Source organism: Myxococcus eversor (assembly GCF_010894455.1).
GTDB classification, from domain to species: Bacteria; Myxococcota; Myxococcia; order Myxococcales; family Myxococcaceae; genus Myxococcus; species Myxococcus eversor.
In genome coordinates this window covers 421559-446579 of the sequence record NZ_JAAIXY010000005.1, presented here as the reverse complement: position 1 = coordinate 446579, position 25021 = coordinate 421559, and the positions used below count along the sequence as shown (strand labels likewise).

General features: G+C 64.2%; 21 protein-coding genes and 1 tRNA gene. 11 read left to right on the top strand and 11 right to left on the bottom strand.

The annotated features are described in order from the left end of the window. The first annotated feature begins 40 nt into the window (after positions 1-40). The 3 genes from G4D83_RS13195 to G4D83_RS13185 all read left to right on the top strand — a co-directional run bounded on the left by G4D83_RS13195 (position 41) and on the right by G4D83_RS13185 (position 2239). Positions 41-139: transfer RNA gene (locus tag G4D83_RS13195), tRNA-Sec, on the top strand. Positions 140-488: 349 nt separating this feature from the next. Continuing rightward, positions 489-1676 carry a helix-turn-helix domain-containing protein gene (locus G4D83_RS13190; RefSeq protein WP_163865072.1) on the top strand — a complete coding sequence of 396 codons (1188 nt, stop codon included), beginning with the start codon at positions 489-491 and terminating at the stop codon, positions 1674-1676. Further along, positions 1673-2239, top strand: a complete 567-nt coding sequence (locus G4D83_RS13185; RefSeq protein ID WP_163865071.1) for a hypothetical protein — start codon at positions 1673-1675, stop codon at positions 2237-2239. Before G4D83_RS13190 ends, G4D83_RS13185 begins: the two co-directional genes overlap by 4 nt. A 339-nt stretch (positions 2240-2578) precedes the next feature. Here the strand turns inward: G4D83_RS13185 and G4D83_RS13180 are convergent, their stop codons facing one another. From G4D83_RS13180 to G4D83_RS13150, 7 genes are all read right to left on the bottom strand, one after another. Continuing rightward, positions 2579-3670, bottom strand: a complete 1092-nt coding sequence (locus G4D83_RS13180) for an efflux RND transporter periplasmic adaptor subunit (RefSeq protein ID WP_163865070.1) — start codon at positions 3668-3670, stop codon at positions 2579-2581. Further along, a complete protein-coding gene (locus G4D83_RS13175; protein WP_163865069.1) occupies positions 3667-6921 on the bottom strand; it encodes an efflux RND transporter permease subunit in 3255 nt (1084 codons plus the stop codon). Before G4D83_RS13175 ends, G4D83_RS13180 begins: the two co-directional genes overlap by 4 nt. 12 nt (positions 6922-6933) lie before the next feature. Continuing rightward, entirely contained in the window at positions 6934-8196 is a 1263-nt protein-coding gene (locus G4D83_RS13170) for a TolC family protein (protein ID WP_163865068.1), read from the bottom strand. A gap of 424 nt (positions 8197-8620) precedes the next feature. After that, complete coding sequence (locus G4D83_RS13165; RefSeq protein WP_163865067.1) at positions 8621-9883, bottom strand: hypothetical protein; 1263 nt, start codon at positions 9881-9883, stop codon at positions 8621-8623. A 289-nt stretch (positions 9884-10172) separates the two neighbouring features. Beyond that, positions 10173-10379, bottom strand: coding sequence for a hypothetical protein (locus G4D83_RS13160; RefSeq protein ID WP_163865066.1), 207 nt, complete (start codon positions 10377-10379; stop codon positions 10173-10175). 229 nt (positions 10380-10608) lie between these two features. Then, positions 10609-11277, bottom strand: coding sequence for a hypothetical protein (locus G4D83_RS13155; RefSeq protein WP_163865065.1), 669 nt, complete (start codon positions 11275-11277; stop codon positions 10609-10611). Between the two features lie 192 nt (positions 11278-11469). Beyond that, entirely contained in the window at positions 11470-12408 is a 939-nt protein-coding gene (locus tag G4D83_RS13150; protein ID WP_240356303.1) for a phospholipase D-like domain-containing protein, read from the bottom strand. A gap of 555 nt (positions 12409-12963) precedes the next feature. Between G4D83_RS13150 and G4D83_RS13145 the strand changes: the two genes are divergently transcribed. Genes G4D83_RS13145 through G4D83_RS13135 form a run of 3 tightly spaced genes read left to right on the top strand, consistent with a single transcriptional unit; the run spans position 12964 to position 15584 of the window. Beyond that, on the top strand, positions 12964-13491 hold the full coding sequence (locus G4D83_RS13145; RefSeq protein ID WP_163865064.1) for a hypothetical protein: 528 nt from the start codon (positions 12964-12966) through the stop codon (positions 13489-13491). Then, positions 13442-13750, top strand: coding sequence for an RCC1-like domain-containing protein (locus G4D83_RS47205; RefSeq protein ID WP_163865152.1), 309 nt, complete (start codon positions 13442-13444; stop codon positions 13748-13750). The genes G4D83_RS13145 and G4D83_RS47205 overlap by 50 nt, the downstream gene beginning before the upstream one ends. Before the next feature lie 4 nt (positions 13751-13754). After that, positions 13755-15584 carry a DEAD/DEAH box helicase gene (locus G4D83_RS13135; protein WP_205522626.1) on the top strand — a complete coding sequence of 610 codons (1830 nt, stop codon included), beginning with the start codon at positions 13755-13757 and terminating at the stop codon, positions 15582-15584. A 45-nt stretch (positions 15585-15629) separates the two neighbouring features. On the opposite strand, the gene G4D83_RS13130 is transcribed toward G4D83_RS13135, so the two are convergent. The 4 genes from G4D83_RS13130 to G4D83_RS13115 form a co-directional block, all read right to left on the bottom strand. Then, positions 15630-17216, bottom strand: coding sequence for a DUF6119 family protein (locus G4D83_RS13130; RefSeq protein WP_163865063.1), 1587 nt, complete (start codon positions 17214-17216; stop codon positions 15630-15632). A 529-nt stretch (positions 17217-17745) separates the two neighbouring features. Beyond that, the gene (locus tag G4D83_RS13125; protein ID WP_163865062.1) at positions 17746-18006 is read right to left on the bottom strand and encodes a DUF3892 domain-containing protein; all 261 of its coding nucleotides are present in this window, start codon (positions 18004-18006) and stop codon (positions 17746-17748) included. Between the two features lie 90 nt (positions 18007-18096). After that, the gene (locus tag G4D83_RS13120) at positions 18097-18774 is read right to left on the bottom strand and encodes an iron-containing redox enzyme family protein (RefSeq protein WP_163865150.1); all 678 of its coding nucleotides are present in this window, start codon (positions 18772-18774) and stop codon (positions 18097-18099) included. 84 nt (positions 18775-18858) lie between these two features. Next, the gene (locus G4D83_RS13115) at positions 18859-19665 is read right to left on the bottom strand and encodes a GNAT family N-acyltransferase (protein WP_163865061.1); all 807 of its coding nucleotides are present in this window, start codon (positions 19663-19665) and stop codon (positions 18859-18861) included. Positions 19666-19935: 270 nt separating this feature from the next. On the opposite strand from G4D83_RS13115, the gene G4D83_RS13110 reads away from it, so the two are divergent. The 5 genes from G4D83_RS13110 (at position 19936) to G4D83_RS13090 (ending at position 25021) form a co-directional block, all read left to right on the top strand. Further along, positions 19936-20520: an RNA polymerase sigma factor gene (locus G4D83_RS13110; protein ID WP_163865060.1), complete on the top strand. Its 585-nt coding sequence runs from the start codon at positions 19936-19938 to the stop codon at positions 20518-20520. 1 nt (position 20521) lies between these two features. Then, positions 20522-20887: a hypothetical protein gene (locus tag G4D83_RS13105; protein WP_163865059.1), complete on the top strand. Its 366-nt coding sequence runs from the start codon at positions 20522-20524 to the stop codon at positions 20885-20887. Next, positions 20884-21612 (top strand): ImmA/IrrE family metallo-endopeptidase, encoded by a 729-nt coding sequence (locus G4D83_RS13100; protein WP_163865058.1) that lies wholly within the window; start codon positions 20884-20886, stop codon positions 21610-21612. Before G4D83_RS13105 ends, G4D83_RS13100 begins: the two co-directional genes overlap by 4 nt. Positions 21613-21614: 2 nt before the next feature. Next, on the top strand, positions 21615-22796 hold the full coding sequence (locus G4D83_RS13095; protein ID WP_163865057.1) for a hypothetical protein: 1182 nt from the start codon (positions 21615-21617) through the stop codon (positions 22794-22796). A gap of 284 nt (positions 22797-23080) precedes the next feature. Continuing rightward, on the top strand, positions 23081-25021 hold the full coding sequence (locus tag G4D83_RS13090; RefSeq protein ID WP_176436087.1) for an ATP-binding protein: 1941 nt from the start codon (positions 23081-23083) through the stop codon (positions 25019-25021).

Here is a 25021-nt window from a genome sequence, read left to right as displayed (position 1 = left end):
GCGTTGACGGAGCCGGGAGGGGCCGGCACTAATCAGCGGTGGTAGGGCCTCCGGACCTGGTGGCCGGCTCAGTCTTCAAAACTGAAGAGAGGCGTTGAAAGACGTCTCTGGCGAGTTCGATTCCCGTGCCCTACCGCCACGCAAGCTAAAGAGCATAGGCATAGCACCTCACGCACAGCAGGTGCGGACACGCGCAAAGCCGTCCATCGCACGTCGACAGTCGAATTCTTTGCGCAATGCGCAACGGGCGCCTGGAACGAGCTGGCCCCAATTCCGTGGCGCGGGTCTGCTCATCGCCCTAGCTTGACCATGCGAACTAATCCGTCAAGGAGTCGAGACTCCATCGCCTCACATAGAGCGCCCAGCTTCATAGGACTATAGCTCCCACTCAAAGCTCCGGTTTTACCAGAAACGACGATCTTGATTAACTCAAGGCATTCAAGCCTTCTCGTCGAAATCTCTTCGTAAACCGCGTCAAGGATACTCAGATGCCTCTCGACCTGGCAGAGATCAGTCGAAAACTCCTCAACATTCGACAAGACATTCTCCAACTTTCCCTGGACGAGGTCGCCAAGCGCGCCAACATTGACATCGCCGATCTAAGAAAAATGGAGGCCGGGCTCCTAGAGCCAACAGGGGACCAGATTCTAATCCTCTCCGACATCTACAATGAACCCTTTCAATACTTCATAACACACCAAAAATCCGCCACAGTCGAGACAACTACCGAACTCTACCGGATGCACGGCGACCAGTTCAAACCATCGGACCGAGCTCAAATACAAGAATTCCTATTGCTATGCAGATATGAGCAAGACCTTGAAACCATGATGGACGGCCGCCCGCGCGTTCAAGAATACAAACCGACACCTGACGAGAAATACAAGAAAGGCCACGGGCACAAAAACGCAAGAAACCTAAGGAACAAGCTCAAAATAGCAAACGCGCCGATCGACAACGTCTTTCACTTGGTACGCAGCCTAGGCTGCCACATCTTTCGCAGAAAACTTGGAAACTCTTCTATATCGGGGATCTTTATAAGGCACCCAACCATCGGCCGATGCATCCTCCTAAACTACGATGAAGACATCTATCGCCAAAAATTCTCAGCATTGCATGAGCTTGGCCATGCGATTCTAGACACAGACTACAAGACCAACCTGACGTTCAAGACGGACCTCACTTCCTCCCACAAAGGCCCTCTCCACGACAGCCATAATCTACGTGAAGTCCGAGCCAATGCCTTTGCAGGCAGATTGCTAGTTCCTGTCGAAGCCATCCAAGACATCAATATTGGCGCAACCATTCCAGAGAAGGCAACCACTACCCTCAAGATCTGTCTCCACTACAAAGTAAACTACGATGTAGGCCTAATAGCGCTCAAGGAGGCTGGGAAGATCAGTGAATCCGACCACCAAGCACTGCGCGGCACATACAAGATAGGAAAAGAGGCCAAGATAGACCCAGAAATCGAAAACGAACCAACCCAAATCCAGCAACGAAGACACTACATCCTGGATCGTGGACTCTCGCCCGACTATGTCAAAACATGCTTTGAGGCATACCACCGTCGGCTAATTTCCATCGGAAAGCTATCAGAAACACTGCGAGCCCGCATCGACGAACTCATGCCCATTGCAACTGCATATGGCGAGCAACTTTGGAGCGATCAGTGATCCCGGAAAGCTTCATCAACACCAACATCATCGACACATGCGCCATCTGGAACTTGCTTTCGTCAGAAACACTCTTTCATCGGTCACGTGCATGCAAACACACCTACATAACCACCCCAACTGTTCTTTACGAATGTCTCATCAAGCCACGTACACCACCGATCACCCAAGCCAAAGAAACGCTCCGCTCTCGACTTCAAGCCCATCTCAGGACAGGGGAACTCACCGAACTTAAAATTTCCATCGATGATCTGCACGAAGTATCACAACTCTCGAGCAGACTAGGCCAAGGCGAACTGTCCTGTGCCGCAGCCGCCAGGAAGATTCATCAGGCCGTAATGACGGATAACAGGAGGGACTTCCGCGCTATCGAGTCCCTGATTGATGGGAGGCTTCAAACAACGCCTCGATTACTCGGCTGGCTCGTACTCAATAACCACCTCGGAGATACGGAGGTACAGACGGTCATATCCGAACACAAGGAATTAGAAGGTTCTCTACACGGCGTCTACCTGATCGCATACCACGAAGCACTGGAAATTCGGCTCAAGCGGCAAACATGACATAGTGCCAACGAATCAACGAACATCCATGGTCTGCCTGGAGCCTTCGGACTACTGATTACGAGCAAGGTGCCGCGCGGGATGGGTTGGGTACACTGCTTCGGTCACGGCAGGGACGGTTCTTCACCCGCGAAGGCTGGATCCGCCCCCTGCACAGATCCCAGCGGTGAGCGTCAAGAGAGTTGTCGAGTGAGAGGGTTCAGCCAATGCGCTTTCATCTCCTCCTCCTCCTCCGGGGTGAGGCGCGGAGAGGGGGCTCATCTGGGTTGTCGTGCTGTCGCCACGCCTCGCCTTTCCGGACGGGTGCTCCGATGAAGCTCAAGGCCTCCGAGTTCGCGCCTATCGGTAGACCGGTTGGATGACCGCACCATCATCCAGCTCGGCCGGGAGGTCATTCGCGACGGCCTGGCCTGGCTTCAACCCCTCCTTCACCTGTGTGCGAGTGCCATCGCTCGTGCCTATCGTGATGGGGACGAGCCGGATCTTGTTGTTTTCGACGACTGCGGCACGGACCTGTCCCGAGCGCACGATGACGGCCGCGTCCGGCACCGTGGGGAATGGCGGGGTCGTGACGCTCACCTCGACGTGCACGAACGTCCCCGGAAGAATCCCGACGGTCTGGTTGTCGAGCCAGATCTCGCACAGCATCGTGCGGGTGCGCGGCTCCAACTGGCCCGAGACCCGCGCGACGCTCGCCTGAAGCTTTCGGTTCGGCTGGTCATCCGTCCAGACGACCGCCGGGTCTCCGACGCGAATCGACGTCGCGGCGTCCTGTCCCAGGTACACCGTAATGCGCAGCGTGCTCGTATCCGCCAGGTCGACGATGGGCTGCGCAGCCTGTGTCGAGCCCGTCGCCGCTGGAATGAGCGCGCCTGGGTCGGCATAGCGCGCCGTCACCAGGCCGGAGAAGGGCGCCTCGATCACCTGGTAGCCGTGCAGCTCACGTGTCCGCTTCAGCGTCTCTCTCGACGTCCGCAGCTGCGCGTCCGCGACCTCGTGGTCCTGGCGCGACATCACCCCCACCCGGGCCAGCTCCTCCGCTCGCTCGGCCAATCGGCGCTGCAGATTGAAGTCCGTCTCGGCCGCGCGCACGTCCCGTTCGGTCTCCGGAGACGCGAGGATCGCGAGCACGTCGCCCTTCTTCACACTCATTCCCTTGTCGGTGTTGATCTCACGCAGGAAGCCCGGAATCTTCGCGTAGAGCGTCGTGGACAAGAAGGGTCGCGCCTCGCCCGGCAGCGTGAGGCGCTGCGAGTCTCCCCCCTTCTCCACCTTCGTCACCAGGACCGTCGGGCCGATTCCCGCCGCGTGCTTGCGCTGGTCTGCCTGTGTCCGCTCGGTGTTTCTTCGATGCAGATACAGCAGCGCGACCGCTGCGATGGCAACGAGGACGAGAGCGACTCCGACCAACTGGGTCTTGCGGCGGCTCACGGCAGCGGCTCCATTTCCTTCTTCAGTCGGACGTCGTGCAGGTGCTTCGAGGGCTCCCTCTTCCGCAGGAGGGCGTAGACGAGCGGCACGACGAACAGCGTCACGAACGTGGCGACCAGCAGCCCGCCAATCACCGCCCGCCCGAGCGGCGCGTTCTGCTCACCACCCTCGCCGAGCGCGAGCGCCATCGGGAGCATGCCGAGAATCATCGCGAGCGCGGTCATCAGCACCGGGCGCAGGCGCGTCTGTCCGGCGACAACCGCCGCGTCGAACGCATTGAGGTTTTGCTCGACACGGATGTCGTTGGCGAAGTTCACGAGCAGGTTCGAGTTCGAAACGGCGATACCAATCACCATGATGGCGCCCATCAGCGACTCGACGTTGATGGTCGTGCCGGTCGCCGCGAGCATCCACACCACGCCCATCAGCGCGCCAGGAATCGCGACCATGATGATGAACGGGTCCAACCACGACTGAAGCAGCGTCGCGAGCAGCAGGTACACCAGCACGATCGCGACAATCATCCCCAGCGCCAGCGCGGAGAAGGAGTGGAACATCGCCTGGCTCTGCCCGCGCAACACCATGCTGGCACCAGGTGGCAATGTCTTGCTGACCCTGTCGATCACCCGGTTGACGTCGCGCGCGACGCCGCCCAGGTCGCGCCCTTCGACGCTGGCCTGGATGTTGAGGAGCGGCCGCGTCGTATATTGGTCGAGCCGCGCCGCGTTGGTCGTCAGCGTGGTGGTCGCGATCGAGCCGAGCGTGGGCGCGATCCCCGCCATGGACAAGGTGCCCGCATAAGTGCCTGCGTTCGACGTCTGTAGAGTCGTCGTGAAGGCCGCAGAGGACGTCAGGGGGGTGGCCGAGACACTCGCGACGTCCCGGATGTCGAGGACAGGCGTCTGCACCACCACCGGGTAGTTCACGTTGTTCTTGGGGTCGACGAAGAAGTTGGGGTTGGACAAGCTCGTGCCCGTCAGCGACGTCAGCAGGCTCGCCGCGACGTCCTCGATGGTGAGGCCGACCTGCATGGCCCGTGAGCGGTCGACGTTGACCGCGAACGAGGGGTGCTCGAGAACCTGGGGGATGCGCACATCGGCAATCCCGGGAATGGCTCGGATGTCGTTGAGCATCCCGCGTGCAACGGCATACAGGGGTTCGAGCTGCTGTCCCTGGAGCTGGACGTCGATGGTCGCAGCCGAGCCGAAGTTGAGGGCCTGGGTGATGACATCGCCCGACTGGAAATAGAGGACCGAGCCAGGGAAGCGGGGCACCACCTCGTCGCGGATGCGCTGCCGGTAGAGCGCGCTCGGGCGATGCTTCGGGGTGAGCTGGATGAGAATCTCGGCGTCCTGCTCGCCGATGCTGTCGCTCGCCACATAGGCGAGGTTGATGGGAATGGGGACGCCGATGGTGTCGTTGATCGTCGCCAGCTCCTCGGCGGGGATGACCTTGCGGAGCTCCTGGTCCAACTGGGCGACGAGCCGCTCGGTGTCCTCGATGCGGCTGCCGATGGGCGCGCGGAAATGGATCTTGAGCTGCCCGGTGTCAACCGTCGGGAAGAAGTCCAGGCCCACCATCGTGGCGAGCGCGGCCGAGGCCAGGAACAGGACGAAGAAGGTCAGCAGGATGAAGACCGGCAGGCCCAGCACTGTCTTCAACACCGAGGCGTAGCCTCGCTCCAGGCGCTCGAAGGAGCGGACGCGCCACGCGTTGAAGCGCTGCCAGAAGGAGTGCTTCTTCGACGGGTCGAGCTGTTCGGACTCGGGCGGCTCCTTGCCCAGGATGAGGTGTGACAGGGCGGGAACGAGCGTGCGCGAGAGCAGATACGAGGCGAGCATCGCGAACACGACCGATAGCGCGAGTGGCACGAAGAGGAAGCGCGCCGGCCCTGTCAACGAGATGACCGGGCAGAACACGATGCAGATCGTCAGCGTCGTCGCCAGGGCTGGCATCGCGACCTGCCGCGCGCTGTTGAGCACGGCCACCGCCAGCCTCGGTTCGTGGACGCGGTTGCGGTTGATGTTCTCTATCTCCACCGTCGCATCGTCGACCAGCATGCCAATCGCCAGGGACAGTCCCCCCAGCGTCATGAGGTTGAGCGTCTGGCCGGTGAGGAAGAGGCCGATGATGCTGGCCAGGATGGCCAGCGGGATGGATGTGCAGACGACGAGCACGCTGCGCCAGGAGCCCAGGAACCCGAGGGTCATGAGCGCGACGAGCAGCGCCGCGGTCCCTCCCTCCCGGACGACGCCCCACACCGCCGCTCGGACGAACACCGACTGGTCGAAGTCGATGCTGAGCTCCATCCCCTGCGGCGCCGCGGCCTTGAGCGCCGGCAGCATCTCACGCACCGAGTCGACCACCACCAGCGTCGACGCTGTGCTCTTCTTGAGAATCGCCAGGTAGGTCGCGCGCCGCCCGTTGACGCGCACCACGTTCTCCTGGACCGCATAGCCGGAGTGCGCGAGCGCGACATCCCCCAGGTAGACAATCGCACCGTCGACGAGCTTGATGGGGATTCTATTGAAGTCCTCGTAGCTCGACGGGCTCGAGTTGAGCAGCACGTCGAACTGCCGTTTCCCGATGCGCGCCGAGCCCGCCGGCAGGATGACGTTCGACGTCAGCACCGCGTCGACCACATCCTGCGGAGAGAGGCCCTTGGTGGCGAGCTTCACCGGGTCGATGTCGATGCTCACCTGCCGCGTGGCGCCTCCATACGGGGGCGGCACCTGGAGCCCCGGAATGGTGAACAGCCGGAGGCGCAGGAAGTTCTGCGCGTAGTCGAAGACCTCGAGCTCCGACTGGCTGGAGCTGGAGAGGGTCAGCTGCGCGACGGGGATGTTGGAGGCGTTGAACTGCAGGATGTTGGGCGTGGTGATTCCTGGCGGCATGAAGCGCAACTGCTGCTGCGTCTGCGCGGTGATCTGCGCGATCGCCGCGTTCACATTCACGTCCCGCGCGAAGTAGATCTTGATGATGCCAGTCCCGAGGATGGACTCCGCCTCCATGTGCTCGATGCCATCGACGGTCGTCGAGTAGCCGCGTTGCGCGACGAGCAGCACTCGGTTCTGCATGTCCGACGCGGTGAGGCCCGGGTAGTTGAAGACGACGATGACGACGGGGATGTTGATGGCGGGCAGGACATCCGTGAGCATGCCGCGCACGGAGATGAACCCGAGCAGCACGATGACGATGCAGAACGTCGCAACCGAGTAAGACCGCCGGAGCGCCAACAGGACCAGCCACATCGCATCGTCCCCCTATGGCAGCTGTCCGGTTGGCGGGAAGTGACCCGTGGCGTTCAAGAGGTCGAGCTGTGCCTGTCGCTCGTCGTTCTCCGCCAGCGCCGCGGAGATCTCCGCGTTGCGTGATGCCAGTTGCGCGTCGATGACCTGGAGGTCATTCGTGAGCCCGGTGCGGTAGCTCACCGTCGTGAGGCGCAAGACCTCCGTGGAGAGCCGCGCCGCCTCCCGCGCCAGCTCCAGCCCGGCTCGCGCGCGCTCGAGTTCGGCGAGCGCGGTCCGGACATCGGAGCGGACCTGCCTCAGCGTTGCGTCGAGCCGGACCCCTGCCTCGCTCTCCAGCGCGCGCCGCTCCTTGAGCAGCCCGTACCGCAGGCCGCCGTCGTAGATGGGAAACCCCATCGTCAGGAGCAGTTGCCAGCTTTCGGAGGGGAGGGTCTGCGTCGGCGGAGTCTGGTACTGGACTTCGAAGGTGGCGGACGCCGACGGCATGAAGTCCGCCCAGGAGTCCCGGCGCACCTTCGCGGTGGCGAACAGCCGCTCGCGCGCGAGGCGCAGGTCACTGCGGAGCCGGTCCGCGTCATCGAGCCCGCTCTTCAGGTCGGCGGGCGCCGCCGGGAGCTGGACCTCCGCGGAGACGTCAACGGGAGAACTCTCACCCAGCAGGACGCCGAGCTGCTCCTGCAGACGAACGAGGAGGAACCGGCTGCGCTCGAGCTGGGCACGGTCGGTGTAATAGAGCGCGGACGCGCGCTGGAAGTCGACCAGCGTGCCGTTGCCCGCGTCGAGGCGCGTGCGAGTGTAGTCGACATGCGCCTCGGCATTCCGCACGGCGTTCTCGTCGGCCTGCACCAGCTTCCGCTGGACCAGGACCGAGAGGTACACCTGACTCACAGTCACGGAGAGTTGCCGCCGCACCTCGGCGGCCCCGAGCCTCGCCAGGGTGACGTTGTCGCGCGCCTGGGACCATTGAACCCAGCGCCGAGGGTCGAGCGGCAGCCCCACGGTCCCCGAGGCGTTGAACCCGGTCTGCGGAAGAATGACGGTGCTCGGGCTGCCCGTCGTGAGGCGTGCACTGTTGAGCTGGGTGTAGGTCGCGGCCAGGCTCCCCGTTGGCAGGGACCCGGCGCGCACCTGCTCCACCACGGCACGTGCCCGAGAAATCTCCTCCACGGCGATGATTGCGTCGGGATTTCGGGTGAAGACCTTGCGCATCACCTCGGCGAAGGACAGCTGGACGGGCGCTGTCCCTGATTCTGGCCGGGCGCGTGCGGGCGCCATCAGAACAAGGCATGCCCCGACAATCGCCAGCTGCCGATGATGGCTCGCCCCGCGCCCTGGCTTGCGCATCTGCTCACGCCGCTCCAACCCGCCAGCTCACCCGCGACAGGGGCAGCCCAGCGCAACGTCTCCCGAACGGCTGACAGAATGGTCGCCCCCTGGCTTTCCGTCTGTTTCAGAGCGGAGGAGGAGGCCGCCGACATGATAGGCCTGACGGCGGGCCGAACAAGCACGCCGACGGGGCCGAGCACTGTCATCGATCGGGCATGATGCCGGCGCTGACGGTCAACCACGGGGAGACGCCGAAGAGCATGGCGACCCCAGCGAGTTCGCCGGCGAGGCCCCCTTCGTGCGGCGCGCCGCCTTCACCCGGGCGAATCGGATGGAGGCGGCTGGAGCGTGTCGACCCGGGTTCAGCTCCAGATCAGAAGCAGAGGTAGTTGTCGGCCCAGCCGTGCGGGTCCGACCCCTCGGCGATGGAGACACAGCGCTTGTTGGCGACGGGCCCCGCGGAAGACCAGACAGGCATCAGCCGGCTCTCCTGCGGCACGCAGAAGTAGTTGTCGCCCCAGCCGTGCGGGTCCGACGGTTCGTTCATCAGCGTGCAGCGCATGCCGGCGATGGGCCCCGCGTAGCTGAACCGGAAGCCGTAGTCGGTGGGTGTGCACAAGGAGTTGTCCCACCAGGTGTAGGGGTCCCCCGGCTCGTTCAACGAGATGCAATGCCCGCCTGGAACGCTCTGCCCATACGAGAAGTAGATGTCGTCGACGTCCTCGATGTCCCGGATGACCACCTTGGCATTGGCGAAGTAGCCAATCTCGATGTCCTCGGTGTACTCGCGGGCATTGTTCTTGCCGGTATAGGCCATGACATCCGCGAGGTTGAACCACCAGAAATGGTGGTCCTGGTGCCTCGGGTTGTAATTGACGGCCGTCGTGCCCTGAAGGGAGACGTTGTACCTGATGCGGACGCGCATCGTCCCCCGGCTGGCGCTGAGCACGGCCTCCACCGCGGTCAGGGGCGGCAGCTCGAGGGTAACCCCCTGGGACGAGCCCACGGTGTAGCTCTTGCTCTCGGAGCCCCCCTGGCCCCACTGGTAGGAATAGCCGAAGGAGGTCTCTCCGCCGCCTCCGGACCCCAGGAACTCCACCTTGTAGCTGACGGTCTGGGTGAACTCGACGCCGTGCGTGGAGTTCCAGTTGGTCTCCGCTGTGTTGGAGACATCCTGCGTGACATCGGCGTGGTAGGTGGCCGGGAACCGGGCGCTCTCGTTGATGAAATCGACCCGGTTCAGCACGGTGGGCTGCGAGGTGATTTCCAGAATCTGCGCACTCTTGACGGTGAGGACCGCCTTCGTCTCTTCCAGGCCATAAACGGTGTAGAGGTCGCCCCACGGCGTGGGGCCACGCACGTAGGCATCATTTGGGTTGCGCCCCATGATGGCTCCGATGGCGTTCTTGAGCGGCGCATCCGTGACGCCGAACGTCTGCCGTTCCAGGTCCGTGACCAGGTGCATGAGCGTCCCCGAGGCGGAGACGCGAGACGACTGCGCGTCCGGTCCGGCGAGGATGTTGACCGTCAAGCCCAGCTCCAGGGGCTGCTCGGCGGTGACGGTTGAAGAGGGAACTGCCTTCACCGTGTCGGGATTCGAGGCCTCGGGGGCCACGACTTCGGGACTGCAGCTCATGGCCACGAAGGAGAGGCCGAGGGCGAGCGCCCGGAGGGGTCGGGGCGCGGGGGGAACTTCGAACGAGCGGCGGGGGGAACGCGTCGAAGGACTTTTCATGTCGGCCTTGTAGTCAATTTCGAGGCCGAGTCGCCAGGGCGTCGACCCTGCGTCATGCGGTCAAAAGCGCCCCCCCCCAGCCCCAAGTCTCTGCACAAATCCTCCCAACGTGCGCGTAAGCGAGATTGTCCAGCACCAGCCGCTGGCGCAGGTGCCTGCCACCTGCGCCAGCAGGGCACGCTACGAAGGCTCAGGAGAACGGGAAACAAACACAGACATCGCCAGAGCATCGACCATAGGCGAAACCCGCCTCGATGCACTCGTTGACACAGTTGCCAGCACAATAGGAAAGCGGCTCCGCGGGCGCGGCGACCGCCAGCGTGGCACCAAACGACACAGCCGCACCCGTGACAACGGCAAGCAACACCTGAACGACCTTCTTCGCGGAACCGAGCATCGTACCCTCCCAGGTTGGCGTGACAGGGACTTCCAACTCGCGCACGGCGACAACGCGTCCAAGGATAGCAGGTCGTCCATGTCTTCTGTTTGGCCTCTCGGGTGACACCTCCGTTCCACCCGCCCAAGGCGACACCCACACACACCAGGTCAACGCACTGCGCTACAAGCCCCCGGTGATAGCCCGATGCGGCGTTGCATCACGCGCGGCGAGTCGTCACGTCATGCACTCAAAAGCGACCCCCCAGCCCCAACATCATTCCACCCTGAGACACCGCCACCGACGGGAGCACGCTGACCTCCGACGGGGCTGGTGGCGCGCTGTTCGAGGCATGAGACACCTCATACCCGATGAAGGAGCCCAGGATGGAGCCCGCCAGGGCGGCGGTCGAGGCGATGACAAGACGATCTCCCTCGTTCGCCAGAAGCAGCGCAGTCACCGCGCCGGTCCCCGCAGCCGAGCCCGCTCCAATGAGCGTTCCAGTCCACGTCCCCTTTCCACCCAGAAGGTGCGCGCCCCACATGGTGCCAATGGGCACTCCCACCGCGGCTCCCAGGAAATAGCCAGAGACCGCCTCGTCGATGCCTCCACCGATTCCCTGGGGGGGCCTGCTTGCCGCACCGGCGACGATGAGCCCGGGAAATCCCATGGCCAGGCCTGTCACCGACATGGCTCCGATTTCCGCCGCGATGCGCGCGCTCGTATGCAGGACCTCTCGCATCGGCGACTCGGACGGCGGGTCCGTCACCGGGAGCAACTTGCTCGGCTCCGTTACCGGAGGGGCCGCTTCCCCTCGCGGCGGGTCGTCAGTGGCCGCGAGCGCGAGGCCCGGGGCGAGGCACAGCAGCGAGAGCACCAGGAGCCGCATCAACAGGTTGCGAATCGTGAAGATTTTCATGTGCACGCGACAGTGCAATCAAGAGACCGGCCCCCTGCTCCCAGGAGTTTCCAGAGGATGCGTCGCACGCCGCCACGCGGAGGCCGAACTCGTGTGCAGGTCTCTGCACAAATCCTCCCAGCATGTGCGTAATCGGTTGTCCAGCGTCAGGCCTTGGCATTGCCCGTTTGATGGCAGCCACCGCCACGCGAGTCACGCGTCACCCCCGCGGCGGTACAACACCGCGCAGCACCAGTGACTCTTGAAGCAGGTGCCGCAACTCCGCCCCTTCGAGGACAGCCGATTCCGGAGCCCAACCGTATTGGAGCCGCGAGAGCACCCAGGGCTCGTTCTCGCCCAGCGCCTCCCAGGCCTCCGCACCCAGCTCCGGGGGAAGATCGTCCTGCCCCTCGGCGCGGTATGTCCTGAAGACATCGGGCAGGCGCATCCCCTGCCCCTCCGGAGAGAACCGCTCGGCGAACTCCTCCGCGGGCTCTCGTCCGCCCAGCATTGCCCCAACTCACGGACGAACCGAGCATCGTTCATGACGAGCGAGCCCTCGCCCAGCTTGTTGAGCGACAGCGAGTCCAGGTTGGTGGAGCCCACCACGGCGAGCCAGTCATCCACGAGCATCGTCTTCGCGTGAATCATCGACGGCTGGTACTCGTAGATGCCCAGCGTGCCCAAGCTCTCCACGAAGCACGCCTTGGCGCCCCCCTCATGTTCCAGATCGGGAAAGCAGCTCGGTGGCAGCAAGCCTCCGCCTGACTCCTGCCAGTAGCGGGAGAAAGCGAGCCGCATCTCACAGGCACAGGGGCCTTCGACACGGACGCTCGCGTCTCGCCACTGCTCGGGCGAGAGGCCGTCGCCATCCCAGGCCTCCCAGAAGCCGAAGCCTCCGGTGTAGGCGATGCGCCCGTCGATGATGACGAGCTTCTGGTGCGTGCGCCCCAGCAGCCGGCCCACCGCATTGACCGCCAGCATCCGGTAGTAGTGGACCTCCACGCCGGCCTCGGAGAGCACCCTCCCCACCTTCTGGTCGAAGTCCCGGTCTCCGGAAACGACTTCGCTGCCCACCGGGTCCACCACCACGCGGCAGGCGACGCCCGCGCGAGCACGCTCAACGAGCGCCTCCACTTTGCGGTCGGACACGTCGCAAGGCCGCCAGAGATAGACGAGGATGTGGATGCTCTCCCGCGCCGAGCGGAGTCCGCCTGCATGCGGTCGAAGACGGAGCCGTTCTCCAGGAGCTCCAGCCGATGTCCGGCCTGCAACGCGACGCCGATGGACTGGTAGAGCGAAAAGGAGAAGCCCTCGGGACCGGGAGGCAATTCGTAGGGGCCGTGCATCTCGTGGCGGCAACGATCAAGACCATCGCCGATGCCGTGGGCTCCGGAATTGAGCAGCCATGCGTCGCGCACTGGATGCTTTTCAACCTAGGGACGCATCCGCGCCCCGGCAGGCCAGCTCCGGCTGCCTTTCCCTCAAAGGGCGATTGAGAGAGCCTCGGGCGAGGAGAAGGACTTCAACCCGGGCGACCCGTCACTCGACATGCTGCTCGCTCTGCTCGGGTGCCATGGGGTGACAGTGATCATTCCCCCGGATGCTCGCCCGGCTGTCGCTTGGGACTCCCGCCCAATTGAAAATCAAACAGGACCCATGCTAGAGAACAGCGCCCCAGACAATAACAGACATCACGGAGCGCCCATGACGAGGAACGTGAAGCGAACCCTGGCGGTCTTTCTGCTGACCCTCGCGCCCATGAGCGGAGCCACCGAGCCGCTAGACTTCGGCTTCACTCGTGGCGAGTATGTCAGCACGCCCACGACGCAGACCGTGGAGCTTCCGGCACGACGCGGGGACTCCACCGCCGCCCCCCGAATTCTCGCCCTGACCCAGTACTACTACGTCCTGAATCTGACCGGTTCCACCGTCTGGGCGGGTGGCACCCTCATTCCTCAACTGACCAGCCCTGTTCCGAACGGCGGAATGGGCATGACGCAGCTCCCCTTCATTCCCCCTTCGACCGAGACCTACTACTACACGACCAACCTGTCTGGCCCCGCGAAGACGTGCGTCTGGCAATTCGTGGTCACCACCAGCGGCGGCCTCTGCTCGGGGACCATCAACCAGAGTTCCACCGGTATGCTGAGCGCCGTCTGCAGCATCGACGTCAGCAACTCGTATATCGACCCTGTCAGCTGCGACACCCAGGTCGTCACCGTCATCCAGTGATGACTGTCGTCGCGGGGCGCCTGGACGTTCTCAATTCTCAACCTACGCGCTGAAGAGGGACGGCGCCGTGTGGGCTTGGGGGCTCAACGACGACGGGCAGCTCGGGGATGGATTTCTCACGGGCGCGCGTGAGGTTCTCGCGAAAGCGAGACCCCATGGACGACCTTCTCTCCTGGTGCATGACCGGCGTGAAATGACGACGGGAAGACGTGCCTCCCGTCGCAGCATTCCATTTTTCCCGCGCCTGGCCCTAGCATGAGGCCATGGCGACCCTCATCCCCGCCCTGAACCAGTGCCTCCCTCGGATGCAGTCGGGCGAGAAGCGTGTGGCGAGGCGGCTCGAAGAGAAGCTCGAGGACGACTACCTCCTCTGGTACGACGTCGCCATTGGGCAGACGGGCCGCCACCCTGACTTCATCGTCCTGCATCCCCGCCGAGGCATCCTGGTCCTGGAGGTGAAGGACTGGAAGAGCGATGGCATCCACCGCATCGACAAGAACAGCGCCACCCTGATGACTCACGACGGGCTCAAGGAGGTCGCGAATCCCTTCGAGCAGGCACGGCTCTATGCCCAGGACATCGCGTCCCTGCTTCAGAAAGACCCGTCCCTGGTTCTCCCAGAGGGGCCTCACCGGGGCAGGCTGGCATTCCCCTGGAGCTATGGGGTCGTCTTCTCCAACCTGACCCGGTCGCAGTTCGAAGGCGCACGACTTGGCGAGGTCATCCCTTCACATCGGGCCATCTGCAAGGACGAGATCTCCGAGAGCGTCACACCCGAGGCCTTCCAGCAACGCCTCTGGGAGATGTTTCCTTGGGTGCCCTCCCGCCCGCTGACGCTTCCACAGCTCGACCGGATGCGCTGGCACATCTTCCCGGAGCTCCGCATCGGAGGAGCACAGCTCAGCCTCTTCGAGCCGCCAGACGCCGAAGCAACCCTGCCCGACATCATCCGCATCATGGACCTCCAGCAGGAGCAACTCGCGCGCAGCCTGGGCGAAGGCCACCGCGTCATCCATGGCGTCGCGGGCTCCGGCAAGACGATGATTCTGGGCTACCGCTGCGTGCAGCTCGCGAAGGTCCTCCAGCGACCCATCCTGGTGCTGTGCTTTGGCCGCCCCCTGGCGGAATGGCTGGAGCCCTATCTGACCGCACGGGGCATCTCCCGGCAGCAGGTGAACGTGCGCACCTTCCACGCCTGGTGCCGCGAACAGCTCGTGACCTTCCATGCCGGGCTCCCGCCTCAAGGGCTTTCCTCCTCCGAGTATGTCGAGCAGCTCGTCCAGCGCGTCATCCACGCGGCCGACCGGGGTCTCATCCCTCGTGGGCAGTATGGCGCGGTGCTGATTGACGAAGGGCATGACTTCCAGCCCGAGTGGCTCAAGCTCGTGGCCCAGATGGTCACACCGGAGACCAACTCCCTCCTCGTGCTCTATGACGACGCCCAGTCCATCTACCGGCACGGACGCTTCAGCTTCAGGAGCGTCGGCATCCAGGCGCGGGGGCGAACCACCATTCTTCGTCTGAACTATCGCAACACCTCCGAAATCCTCCAGTTCGCGTACCACTATGCCAAGGACGTGCTCACTCCCGAGGATGCGGATGAGGATGGCGTTCCACTGCTCCTTCCGCAGAGCGCGGGCCGACATGGACCGCCGCCCCAGGTCGTTCCGTTGCCCAGCCTGGGCGCGGAGCTGAACTACATCGCGGGGCACCTGCAACAGCTACACTCCGAGGGACTCCGCTGGAATGACATGGCGGTGCTCTACCGCACCGTCGATATCGGGGACGCTGCCATCCAGCAACTGCGTCGGTCGGGCATCCCCTTCCAGTGGGTGGGCAAACGCGCGCCTCAATCCGCGCTGAAGCCCACCGAAGACAGCGTCAAGGTCCTCACCTTCCATTCCAGCAAGGGCCTGGAATTTCCAGCCATCGTGATTCCCGGACTCGGACGGCCTTCGCGACATGCGACGGACGCCAAGGAGGAGGCTCGCCTTCTCTATGTGGCGATGACGCGAGCCGTGGACAGGCTGGTGCTCACGGGGAGTCCAGAAGCGTTGCGCGCCACCCTGCCCTCTCAGCGGACTCCTCCCTGAGTCGCGAGGGGTCGGTGCTTCTCCTCCAGTTCGGCGGCAACCTCGTCAGACTTCATCAATCCGAAGCAGCGAGACCCGGTACCCCATCCGTTCCAGGCGGTCGTGCGCGTAGCTCAGGTTGAGCTGGCTGAAGAACGGGAGGGAATGAGGCCACTTCGGATGGCTCTTCGTGATGACCGCGAATACGACTTCGAACGCCGCCGGATTCGGTCGCTCCTGTGGAATCAGCTTCTTCAACGTCGGATGGCTCTTCAGTACATGATTCCGGGCATGGCTCCTGAACTCTGGGTCCATCCAGAACGCGTCCGCGGAGACAACTCCCTGCGAGAAAAGGTGACTGAGCGTCGAAGACCGCGTCTTCCTCTTCACGTGCACGAACTGCCCATCCTTCGTCAGCAAGTCGCAGACCTCGATCGACGTCTTGCCCTCCACGACGTATGAGTTCTTCTTGTCCATCAAGATGAACTTTCCCGCCTTGGCCGCCATGATGTTGTAGTCGTCTTCCCGGTCCGTGCTCTTCGCGGCAGGGAGAACGAGCGTCGACCTCTTGATGCTTCCGATCTTGCCTCTCACCTCATCAGCGAAGTTCTTGGCGACCCGGAACCAATCTCCCCCAGAGAGCACGAACACCTCTCCCTTTTCCTCCGCCTCGAACACAATCGAGTCATACACGCTCCACTTGGACACGGGAGCACTCGCCGCTCCGTAGTGAACCTGGACATGGTCACGCTTGAGCTCGGCGACCGACACCTCTTCCCCATCCTTCGTCTTGAGGTAGTCCTCCATCAGCAAATCGTGGCGCGGCGCCGGGTCCTCTTCCGTCGAGAACGAGAGCCCCGGTGAATCACTCCAGTCGATGACCTCGGGAGTGGCCAGATGTAGACCATCGGCGGGGCCCGCCAGAATCTTCTCGAGCAGCTTGCGATTCAACTCCTCGATCATCGACTTGTCTCGAACCGTCCTGAGATGATCGAACCAGGGGAAGTGCTTCTTGTACTCCTGACTCTGATAGGCGGCGAGAAGCTCCTCGCACTTCGCTCCAAGCTGCTCCACCTCGACCTTGGCACTCAGCGACAGCGCATCAGAGCCGACAATCAACTTCGCAAACGCCTCACTCTTGGGCTTCCCCGCGATGACGCGGAGGATGTCCTGATTCAGGTTGAGCGCGAATGCATCCAGCGGCGAATTCCGACTCAACTGCTTTCGTGTCTGCGTCGTCAGATCTTCGACCTTGCGAGCATCGACGCTCCGCAATTGGGTGGGATCGACTGAGTTCAGAACGACCTTGAGACCAAAGTCCCGCTCGAAGCAGTCGGCACGCAGGAGGTTCCGGCCGTGCCCCAGTGTGAACGCGACGATTCGCTTCTTAAGCTGGACAAAGAACACTCCGCACACGTTCTCGTTCCTGAGTGTCGGCAGCTTCGTCGTCACGAACGTCTCCAGGAACTCCATCCATGGCGGTGACCGCGCCTTCTTGGCCTGGAGGAAGAAGTCGGCCACATAGGTAAGTCGCGGCGACAAGCCGACCCTCTCCACCCCATTGAGGTCCTTGAAACAATCCTCGGGCTTCTTGAACTCACCCTTGATCAGCAGCGCGGTCAGATGTCTGACGCGCTCCCGCTTCTTCCGCATGGTCATACTTCCCTCGTTTTGGCGCGCATCGCGTCAACGCGATGGTCCGGCTTGTCACGAGCGTTGGCTCGAACCCAGGCGCCAGTTCTCGACACACCGTACAGACGTCAGGGAAGGTCAGGACATACCTCCCGCGGAGTAGACACCCCTCCATCATTCCCAACCCGCTGAGTGAGGATGCACCCACCCGGGTAACAAATATCAAACGCATCAATCCATCTTGAGGGCGTGTATTTGTCCCAGGGGCTCCGCTAGGATCGATGCATGCACAGGCTCATCGCCAGCGCGCCTCGACTCCGCCAGGACAGGCGACGCCCGGGGCTCTCGGGCGTCCTGGACCTGGGAGGTGGGACCTCGGGCCGGAAGGGCATCTACCACTGGGGTGGTAGCGACAGCGTCCCCCTCTCCTGTCTATGGAGAGGGGAAAAGGGGATGAACATGGTTCTCGACAGGAAACCCGGCTGAGCCACCACGGACGGGGCCGGCCCTTCCTCCGGACCCGCCCGTGGCACCCAATCACCCGGCCGGCTCAGAACTCCGGCAGGGACAACAGATTGTCGACAAGACCGCCGTTCGGCACCGACCGCAGATAGGGCGGTCGCGCATTGACGACCTCTACCCGTGCATCCACGGGAAGGGCCTGGACCCTCGCGTCTCCACCGTCATCAATCCACTCCACCATCTGCTGCCGCGTACTCGTCCCCGTCATGAGTCCATCACGCCAGCGAACCCGTGAGATGTGCTCCAGTCCTCGCCCGCCCTCGAGGTGGATGTGAGTGATGTAACGCATGGCGCCCCCGCTCGCGTGGATGTCCTGCTTCGACGGGGAGAATGGCGGGGGCCAGGAGGGCTGTCTCTACCTCGCGAGGGGGATGGAGGCTCACAGCTCGCGGAAGATGGCCGGATACACGACGCGCGTCGTGCGAGCCGACAGCAGCACGGCGGACTGCTCCTCCACGTCCGTCAGCGTCCGCAGCACCGTCGTCAGCTCCTCCACGTGGTCTCCATCCAGCCCCCCGTGGGCGCGCAGGAACGTCACCGACCTGTCGATGTTGGGAATGGCCGCGACCTGGACCAACCGCTCGGATGCCTCCGTCGCCCGCGCCAGGGAGAGGTACTCCAACACATAGGACGTCCCCAGGACTGCGGTGGGGATACCCGCCCGAGAGGTGAAGAAGTTCCAGCCGGTGTAGGCCTCCACGCCGGGGCACGGCTCCATCGCATGGACCTGCTCATGCGAGCAGCCCAGGTTGTGCAGGTCGGCGAGCAGCCAGCGCTCGTGCCCGCGCTCCTCCGCGGCCTTCTGGAGCAGCAGCTCCGCCAGGCGCGGGTGCCGGCCCAGATGATTGAGCCGCTCCCCCGCGCTCTTCAGCAGCGGCGTGCTCCAGCGCGCGTAGTGATACGTCTGCACCAGGTAGTGGATGTAGCCCTCGCGGTCCAACGTGCCCGCGAACAGGCGGCTCGCGTCGGGATGCGCATCCAACGTCGCCACCAGCGCGCGTGCCTCCTGCTCCAGCAGGTCCACCCAATCCATCGACTTCGAGCACTCCAGCGTCATCTGCACGGACGTCTCCTACCCGGGGCTCGCGCTCCCGGTTGTTGCGAGTTGAAGGTGAAGGAGGAAATACGGCGGGGTCTGGGGTCAGCCGGCGCGACGCAGGATGCCGTCGAGCGCGCGGAACCGCTCCAGGGTGCTGGCGGGAATCTCGTCGAGCGCGGCGATGAGCGGCAGGGTGAAGCGGCCGAAGCTCGCGTCGTAGAGAGGCCCGGAGATGAACCGCGCGCCCATCTTCCGAGCGAACAGGCAGGGCGCCCTCGGCATCCGCAGCCCGTCCAGGCGGCCCCACCGCGCGCGCTCACGGTCCGCGGGCGTATAGAAGGGACTGCTGGGGAGCACCGGCGCCTCGCTCGGCTCCGAGTCGCGCACCCGCCAGCGCGGGCTCGTCCATCCCCGGTGCGCCGCGACCTGGGCGCTCAGACGCGCGTCCTCCCACGAGTCCGTCTCCAGGTTCGCCGCCGCAATCCAGTGCGTCACGCCGCGCCGCCGGCTCTCCGCATGGATGCCCGCCTGCAGGTGCGCCACCGCCTCGGAGTGCCGCCAGCGCTCGAGCACGCAGAAGCGCGCCGTCTCCGCGAACACCTGGCCCGGCCCCCCCACGCCCGACAGGTCCAGCCGCTGCTCCAGTTCGATTCCCAGCCGCCCGCCCGTGGCGAGCGCCACCTCGGGGTTCACCATCAACATCCGCAGCGTCGCCACCGGCTCGCGGTCCGCATAGACGACCAGATGCACCGTGGTCTCCAGCGTGTCGAAGCAGCTCACCTCGCGCCTCGACGGCGAGGACTTCGCGGTCATCAACTTCAGCTCTCCCCCGAAAACAGCCCAGCGGACGCGAAGCGCGTCATCGAGCTCTTTCTGGGTGGTGGCAACTCGGCAGTGCATGGACGTCATGGGTTCCCTCACGAACTCGGGTCGGTCGCGGCGGCTCGCCGTCTCCCATCCATTCATTCGTTGCTGGAATCCCAAGTGCGCACGGGGCTCATTTTTCCGGCGCAAGCCCGGCGGCATACCACCTGGGAGGTACAGACAGAGGGACTGGCCTCCAGCAACCTTTCATGGAGATGCACAAACCCACCTCCGTCGAACTCGCCAGGGTGGGAACGAACATACATGTCGCAGTCAACCCGAGAGCGGGCAGGAGTTTCCCGGCGAGGAGTGGGGATGAGGTTTCCATCACAAGCGGAGGAACAGGCACTTCATGAGCGCGTCCTCAAAAAGAATGAGTCACTGGCCTCCGAGGATGTCTTCAGGGTCTTCATGGACCCCATCATCGGAGTGCTTCGCAGCAACCCCGGAAGAACCAAAGACGAAGCGCACGACGCGGCCTGCGATGTCCTCCTGGAGTATTTGGAGCATCCCGAACGGTACCAGGCCCACAGGAGCCGCCTGTCCACGTATCTGATGCGGGCCGCCGCAATGCAGGCCCTGGATATGTACCGCTCCCAGGTGGCCCGTGAGCGCAGAGAAAGGGAATTCGGGGGCGTAATCGAACTTCGCGCGACGGCTCCGAATGAAAGCCTGGAGATCATCGTGGAGGCGCGACACCTCGTGGGACGACTCGAACAGGCCATGCAGGAGAAGGACCAGGCCGTCCTCGGGCTCATCCTCCAAGGTGAGCGCTCCACCCACGCCCTGGCCAAGGCCATGAACCTGCCGCCGCAGTCGGAGAAAGACCTCCGTCGCGAGGTGAAACGGAACCGGGACCGCCTCATGAAAATCCTGGGACGGTTCGGAAAGGAGGAATGAGATGTCTAACCCTGATTGGCTCGAGCGGGCCGCCTTGCGTGCCCAGAGCGCAACCTGGACGCTTGCCCATACTTTCGAAAGGTATCGCCAACTGGAGGCACGGACCGAGGCCGAACTCGCGCGGGAGCTGGGCTGCACGAGGGAGGCGCTCCACTGGCTGTGCCTGTGCCGCAAACCCGAGGGCCCGGACTTCGATACCCAGGTCATCGCCATCACCGAACGTCATGAAGTGGATCTCCGAACGCTGGTCGACGTGATTCGACACGTCGAAATCGTGGGTGCCCTGACCAGGGACACCGGCGTCGCGGAGCATCCCCTCCAGATGGCTGCGAGGGACCGCGTTCCGGGGGAAAAGACGAACTCATGACCCCGCTCTGGCTCGAGGAGACCGTGGAGGAATGTGGCTTCACGGCCCCCTCGCGCTTCCCACGAAATCTGTCGGCGGATATCCCGACGCGGCTCTCCGTCAAGGTGGTGGCCCTGCCCCACCTGACGCCGCAAGCCGTGCGGGACTGGCTCTTGCGCCGGGGTATCCGTCAACCCGTCGAGGGTGACGCCAGTGACTTCCATGGCTGCATGGTGGCGAGGGCCGGACACGGCTTCCTGTTCGTGGACACGTCCGAGGGAAACGCCGAGCAACGCTTCACCATCGCGCACGAGCTGTCGCACTTCATCCTGGACCAATGGCTTCCACGCCAGCGGGCCCTGCGGGTGTTTGGCGATCAGATACTGCCGGTGCTCGACGGCCTGCGTGAGCCCACGCCAGACGAGGCCATGACGGCCCTCTTCGAGAAGCTCTCGTTGGGGCCTCCGGTGAACCTCATGGCGCGCGATGCCTCCGGGCACTACGCCCGTCGCGCGGTGATGGACTCCGAGTGGCGCGCGGACCTGCTGGCCCTGGAGCTGCTGGCTCCGGCGAAGCTCGTGGTGCCACTGGTGATGGACATCCCCGCCGAAGAGGCCACGGGTCTGCTGTTCTTCCGGTACGGACTTCCCCGGGAGATGGCCGACACCTACGTCCAGGAGTTGCGCCGCCGCCAGCGCACTCCGCGATTTTCCATCGAGAAGTTCCTGGGAGTGGAGGGAGGGTAGACATGTCGAGCAGGCTTCCACCGGAAGAGACAGGTGAGTTGTTTGGGGATGACGACTATCAGGAGGCGTTCGGGGAGGACATGTCCTCCACATTGGACCTCGACCGATGGTCCACGGGGCTCGACCTGGACAAGGTCATGGAGCGCTTCCGGAGCGAGATTGCCGGCGCCATGCACAAGGAAGGGCGGCTGCGCACCCTCGTCCGCAACGAGATTCTCCCCCGACTGTCCACTCGCAGCGGCATGCTCCCCGAGGCAGGGGTCTACAAAGTCACGCCAGAAGAGCTGACGCTCGTCCACGAGCGGCTGCTCTTCCAAGGCAAGGTCGACGCCATCGCCGGCAGCTCCGCGAACCACGACAGTCTGCCCATCGGCATCTCCCAGATTGGGGTGGGGGTCGCCGGCTACCAGGGGAACTCCGGCGCCTTTTCGAAGCGCCTGTTTCGCAAGGAGATGGCCACGCGGAACACGAATCCCGCCCAGGAGGCGATGGACTACATCAACATGCGCCAGAACCGCTTCCAGGGGCACAAAGACACCCTGTCCCGGATGGCGCGTCGAGGCATCCGGACCTATGCGGAGCGGGCCGCGCTCTTGAGCAAGTCCTCCGCGGAGTGGCGGATGGGCATCGGGAATCCCTGTGCGCACGAGTTGCTCTCCGGCTCCGGCTACATGACCCTGCTGGAGCGCTCGCTGTCCGTGCTCCAGCGGGTCATCCATGAACACAAGAAGTTCGTCTTCGTCTCCGGCTCACTCCATGACCGGGGCTTCCTGACGATGGGCTTCGCGCTCGACGCGGGCGAGTACGCGCTCCTCGAAACGCTCGAAAGCGATGGCGAGCACATCGTCAGGGGTTGGGAATATGGAGGACGGAGCAAGCGCATGGCCTGGGACTTCGTGCGCGACTCGAGTTCCTGCGTCGTGAAGGGACTGTTCCGCATTTCGGACCACTCCCCGCCCCGGCTGTTCTATGCGCACCGCGAGCACGTGCATGAAGCCGCCTGGGTGGCCATGGCCGACAGCGTGCTGCGTCCGGAGCGGGGCTTCCCCCTGCTGCTCGACGTCGCGGAGATGTCCTGCCGCAGCGCCTTTGGCGAAGACGGCTTCCTGGGGTTGGTCCATGACGCCTACGCCCAGGCGGGAGCCAACCTCCAGTTCTTCAGTGAGCGAAGCATGCGCCGGTAGGGGGAGACACCATGTCCAATGATGGCAAGGGTCCGAGGTCACCAGGTCCAGGGCTGTTCGACAACACTCCGAGTCGTCCACCGCATGGCCTGAACGGCCACCCGGCGCCACTCCATGCCCTCGGAGGAGTACGCGGTGAGCCGCCACGCCAGGGGCCGCCGCTCTCGGGGGGTGAGCCTCGCAGGCAGTCGCCCCCGGTACCGCCGTCGCGCTCGGCACCGTCGCCGTCGAGCAGACCCTCGCCACCGCCCGCGGAACCACCCACTGCGGCAGCATCGCCGCCGATGACCGCGCGCGAGGGGCGCGGCGACGTCGTCCGTTCGATGCCACCGGAGGCCCGCGCCGCGATCGAGGAGCTGAGGAACGACACGACGGCGGCCCCGCTCGACCCCGAACTGGAGCTGGCCGCAGGCTTCACCCACTTCGACACCACGTCGAGCGAGGACAACCTCCTCACCGTCCTGCTCGCTCGCGATGACATCCACCTGCTCGCCTCGCAGACACTGGTGCGGGTGAAGTCGCGCGAGGACAAGCGCACCTACCTGGGTGTCGTCGTCCGAGGCCCCTTCGCGGAACCCAACGCCGTCCCCGCCAACTCGACGATGGCCATTGGCGTGGTGACGCATGGCAAGAAGCTCACCTACACGTTCGACTACCACGGCCGCGCGGAGGTGGAGCTCCTGGGCGAAGAGGTGGAGGGGACGCTGAAGCCTCCCCGCTTCCGGCCTCGCCCCCAGAGCCCCGTGTTCGTGCTGGATGAAAAGGAGAGCGAGCGCGTGCTCGGCGTGGGCGGCGACCTGTGTCTGGGCGTCGTCGTGGGCTACGAGCGCATGGAGGCCCGCCTCAACGCGCGCGACAAATCCGTCTTGCCCCGCCACACCGGCATCATCGGAACCACGGGCGGTGGCAAGTCCACCACCGTGGCCACGCTCATCCACCGCGCCCAGGCGGAGGGCATCGCCACCGTCATCTTCGACGTGGAGGGCGAGTACACGCATGTGGATGAACCCACGGACCACGTCGCCATGCTGGAGGCCCTCAAGCGCAGGGGCCAGCGGCCTCAAGGCGTCAGGGACCTGCACCTCCATCACCTGACGGGCCGCTCCAGCCGCAACCCGCGCCACAAGAACCTGCACCGCTTCGCCCTGAACTTCTCCAGCCTGTCGCCCTATGCCCTGGCCGAAATCCTGGATATGTCGGACGCACAGCAGGAGCGCTTCCTCAAGGCCTACGACGTCACCAAGCTGCTCCTGGAGGACTTCAAGATCTTCCCGCTGAGCGACCAGGAGAAACAACAGGCGCTGGACGTGGACGAGCTGTCGACCGGCTACCCCCGGATGACCATCCAGCACGTGCTGGACGTCGTGAGCGCCTACATCTACAGCCTCAGTGACGAGGGCCGCGCGGAGGCCAAGCCTCGTCCTCGTGCCGCGTCACGACGCAAGGAGCCTCTGCTGGAGGCACTCGAGGGACTGGACGCCCCGGCGCCCGAGGAAGCCACACCTCCGCCAGGACACACGCTCTCGCTCCACAGCGAGTTCAAGAGCAACCCCGGGATGGTCATGCGCCGGGTGATGGCCCAGAGCAGCAGGGCCGAAATCAGTTGGAAGGCCCTGGCCAGCAAGCTCCACCGCCTGCGGCGACTCAACATCTTCGACGTGGGGTCCGCGCCGGGCGTGGCCTACAACTCGATGCTCGCGCCGGGGCGCGTTTCGGTCATCGACCTGTCGGACACGGACTCGCCCCAGCTCAACAACCTGGTCATCGCGGACATCCTGCGGGGACTCCAGGAAGCGCAGGAGGCGCGCTACGAGAAGGCGAACAATCAGGACCAGGCCGTCACCCCGGTGCTCATCATCATCGAGGAGGCACACGAGTTCCTGTCCGCCAGCCGCATCAGCCAGATGCCCGTGCTCTTCGAGCAGGTCGCCCGCATCGCCAAACGCGGACGCAAGCGCTGGCTCGGGCTCGTCTTCGTCACGCAGCTCCCTCAACACCTTCCCAATGAGGTGCTGGGCCTGCTCAACAACTTCATCATCCACAAGATGACCGACAGCTCCGTCATCTCCCGCATGCAACGCACCGTCGGAAGCATCGACGAGAGCCTCTGGAACCGGGTGACCCGGCTCGCGCCAGGACAGGCCCTGGTCTCCTTCAGCAACTTCGCCCGTCCGCTGATGGTGGCGGTCGACCCCGCTCCCGTGAAGCGCCTGCTCGTCGACTGA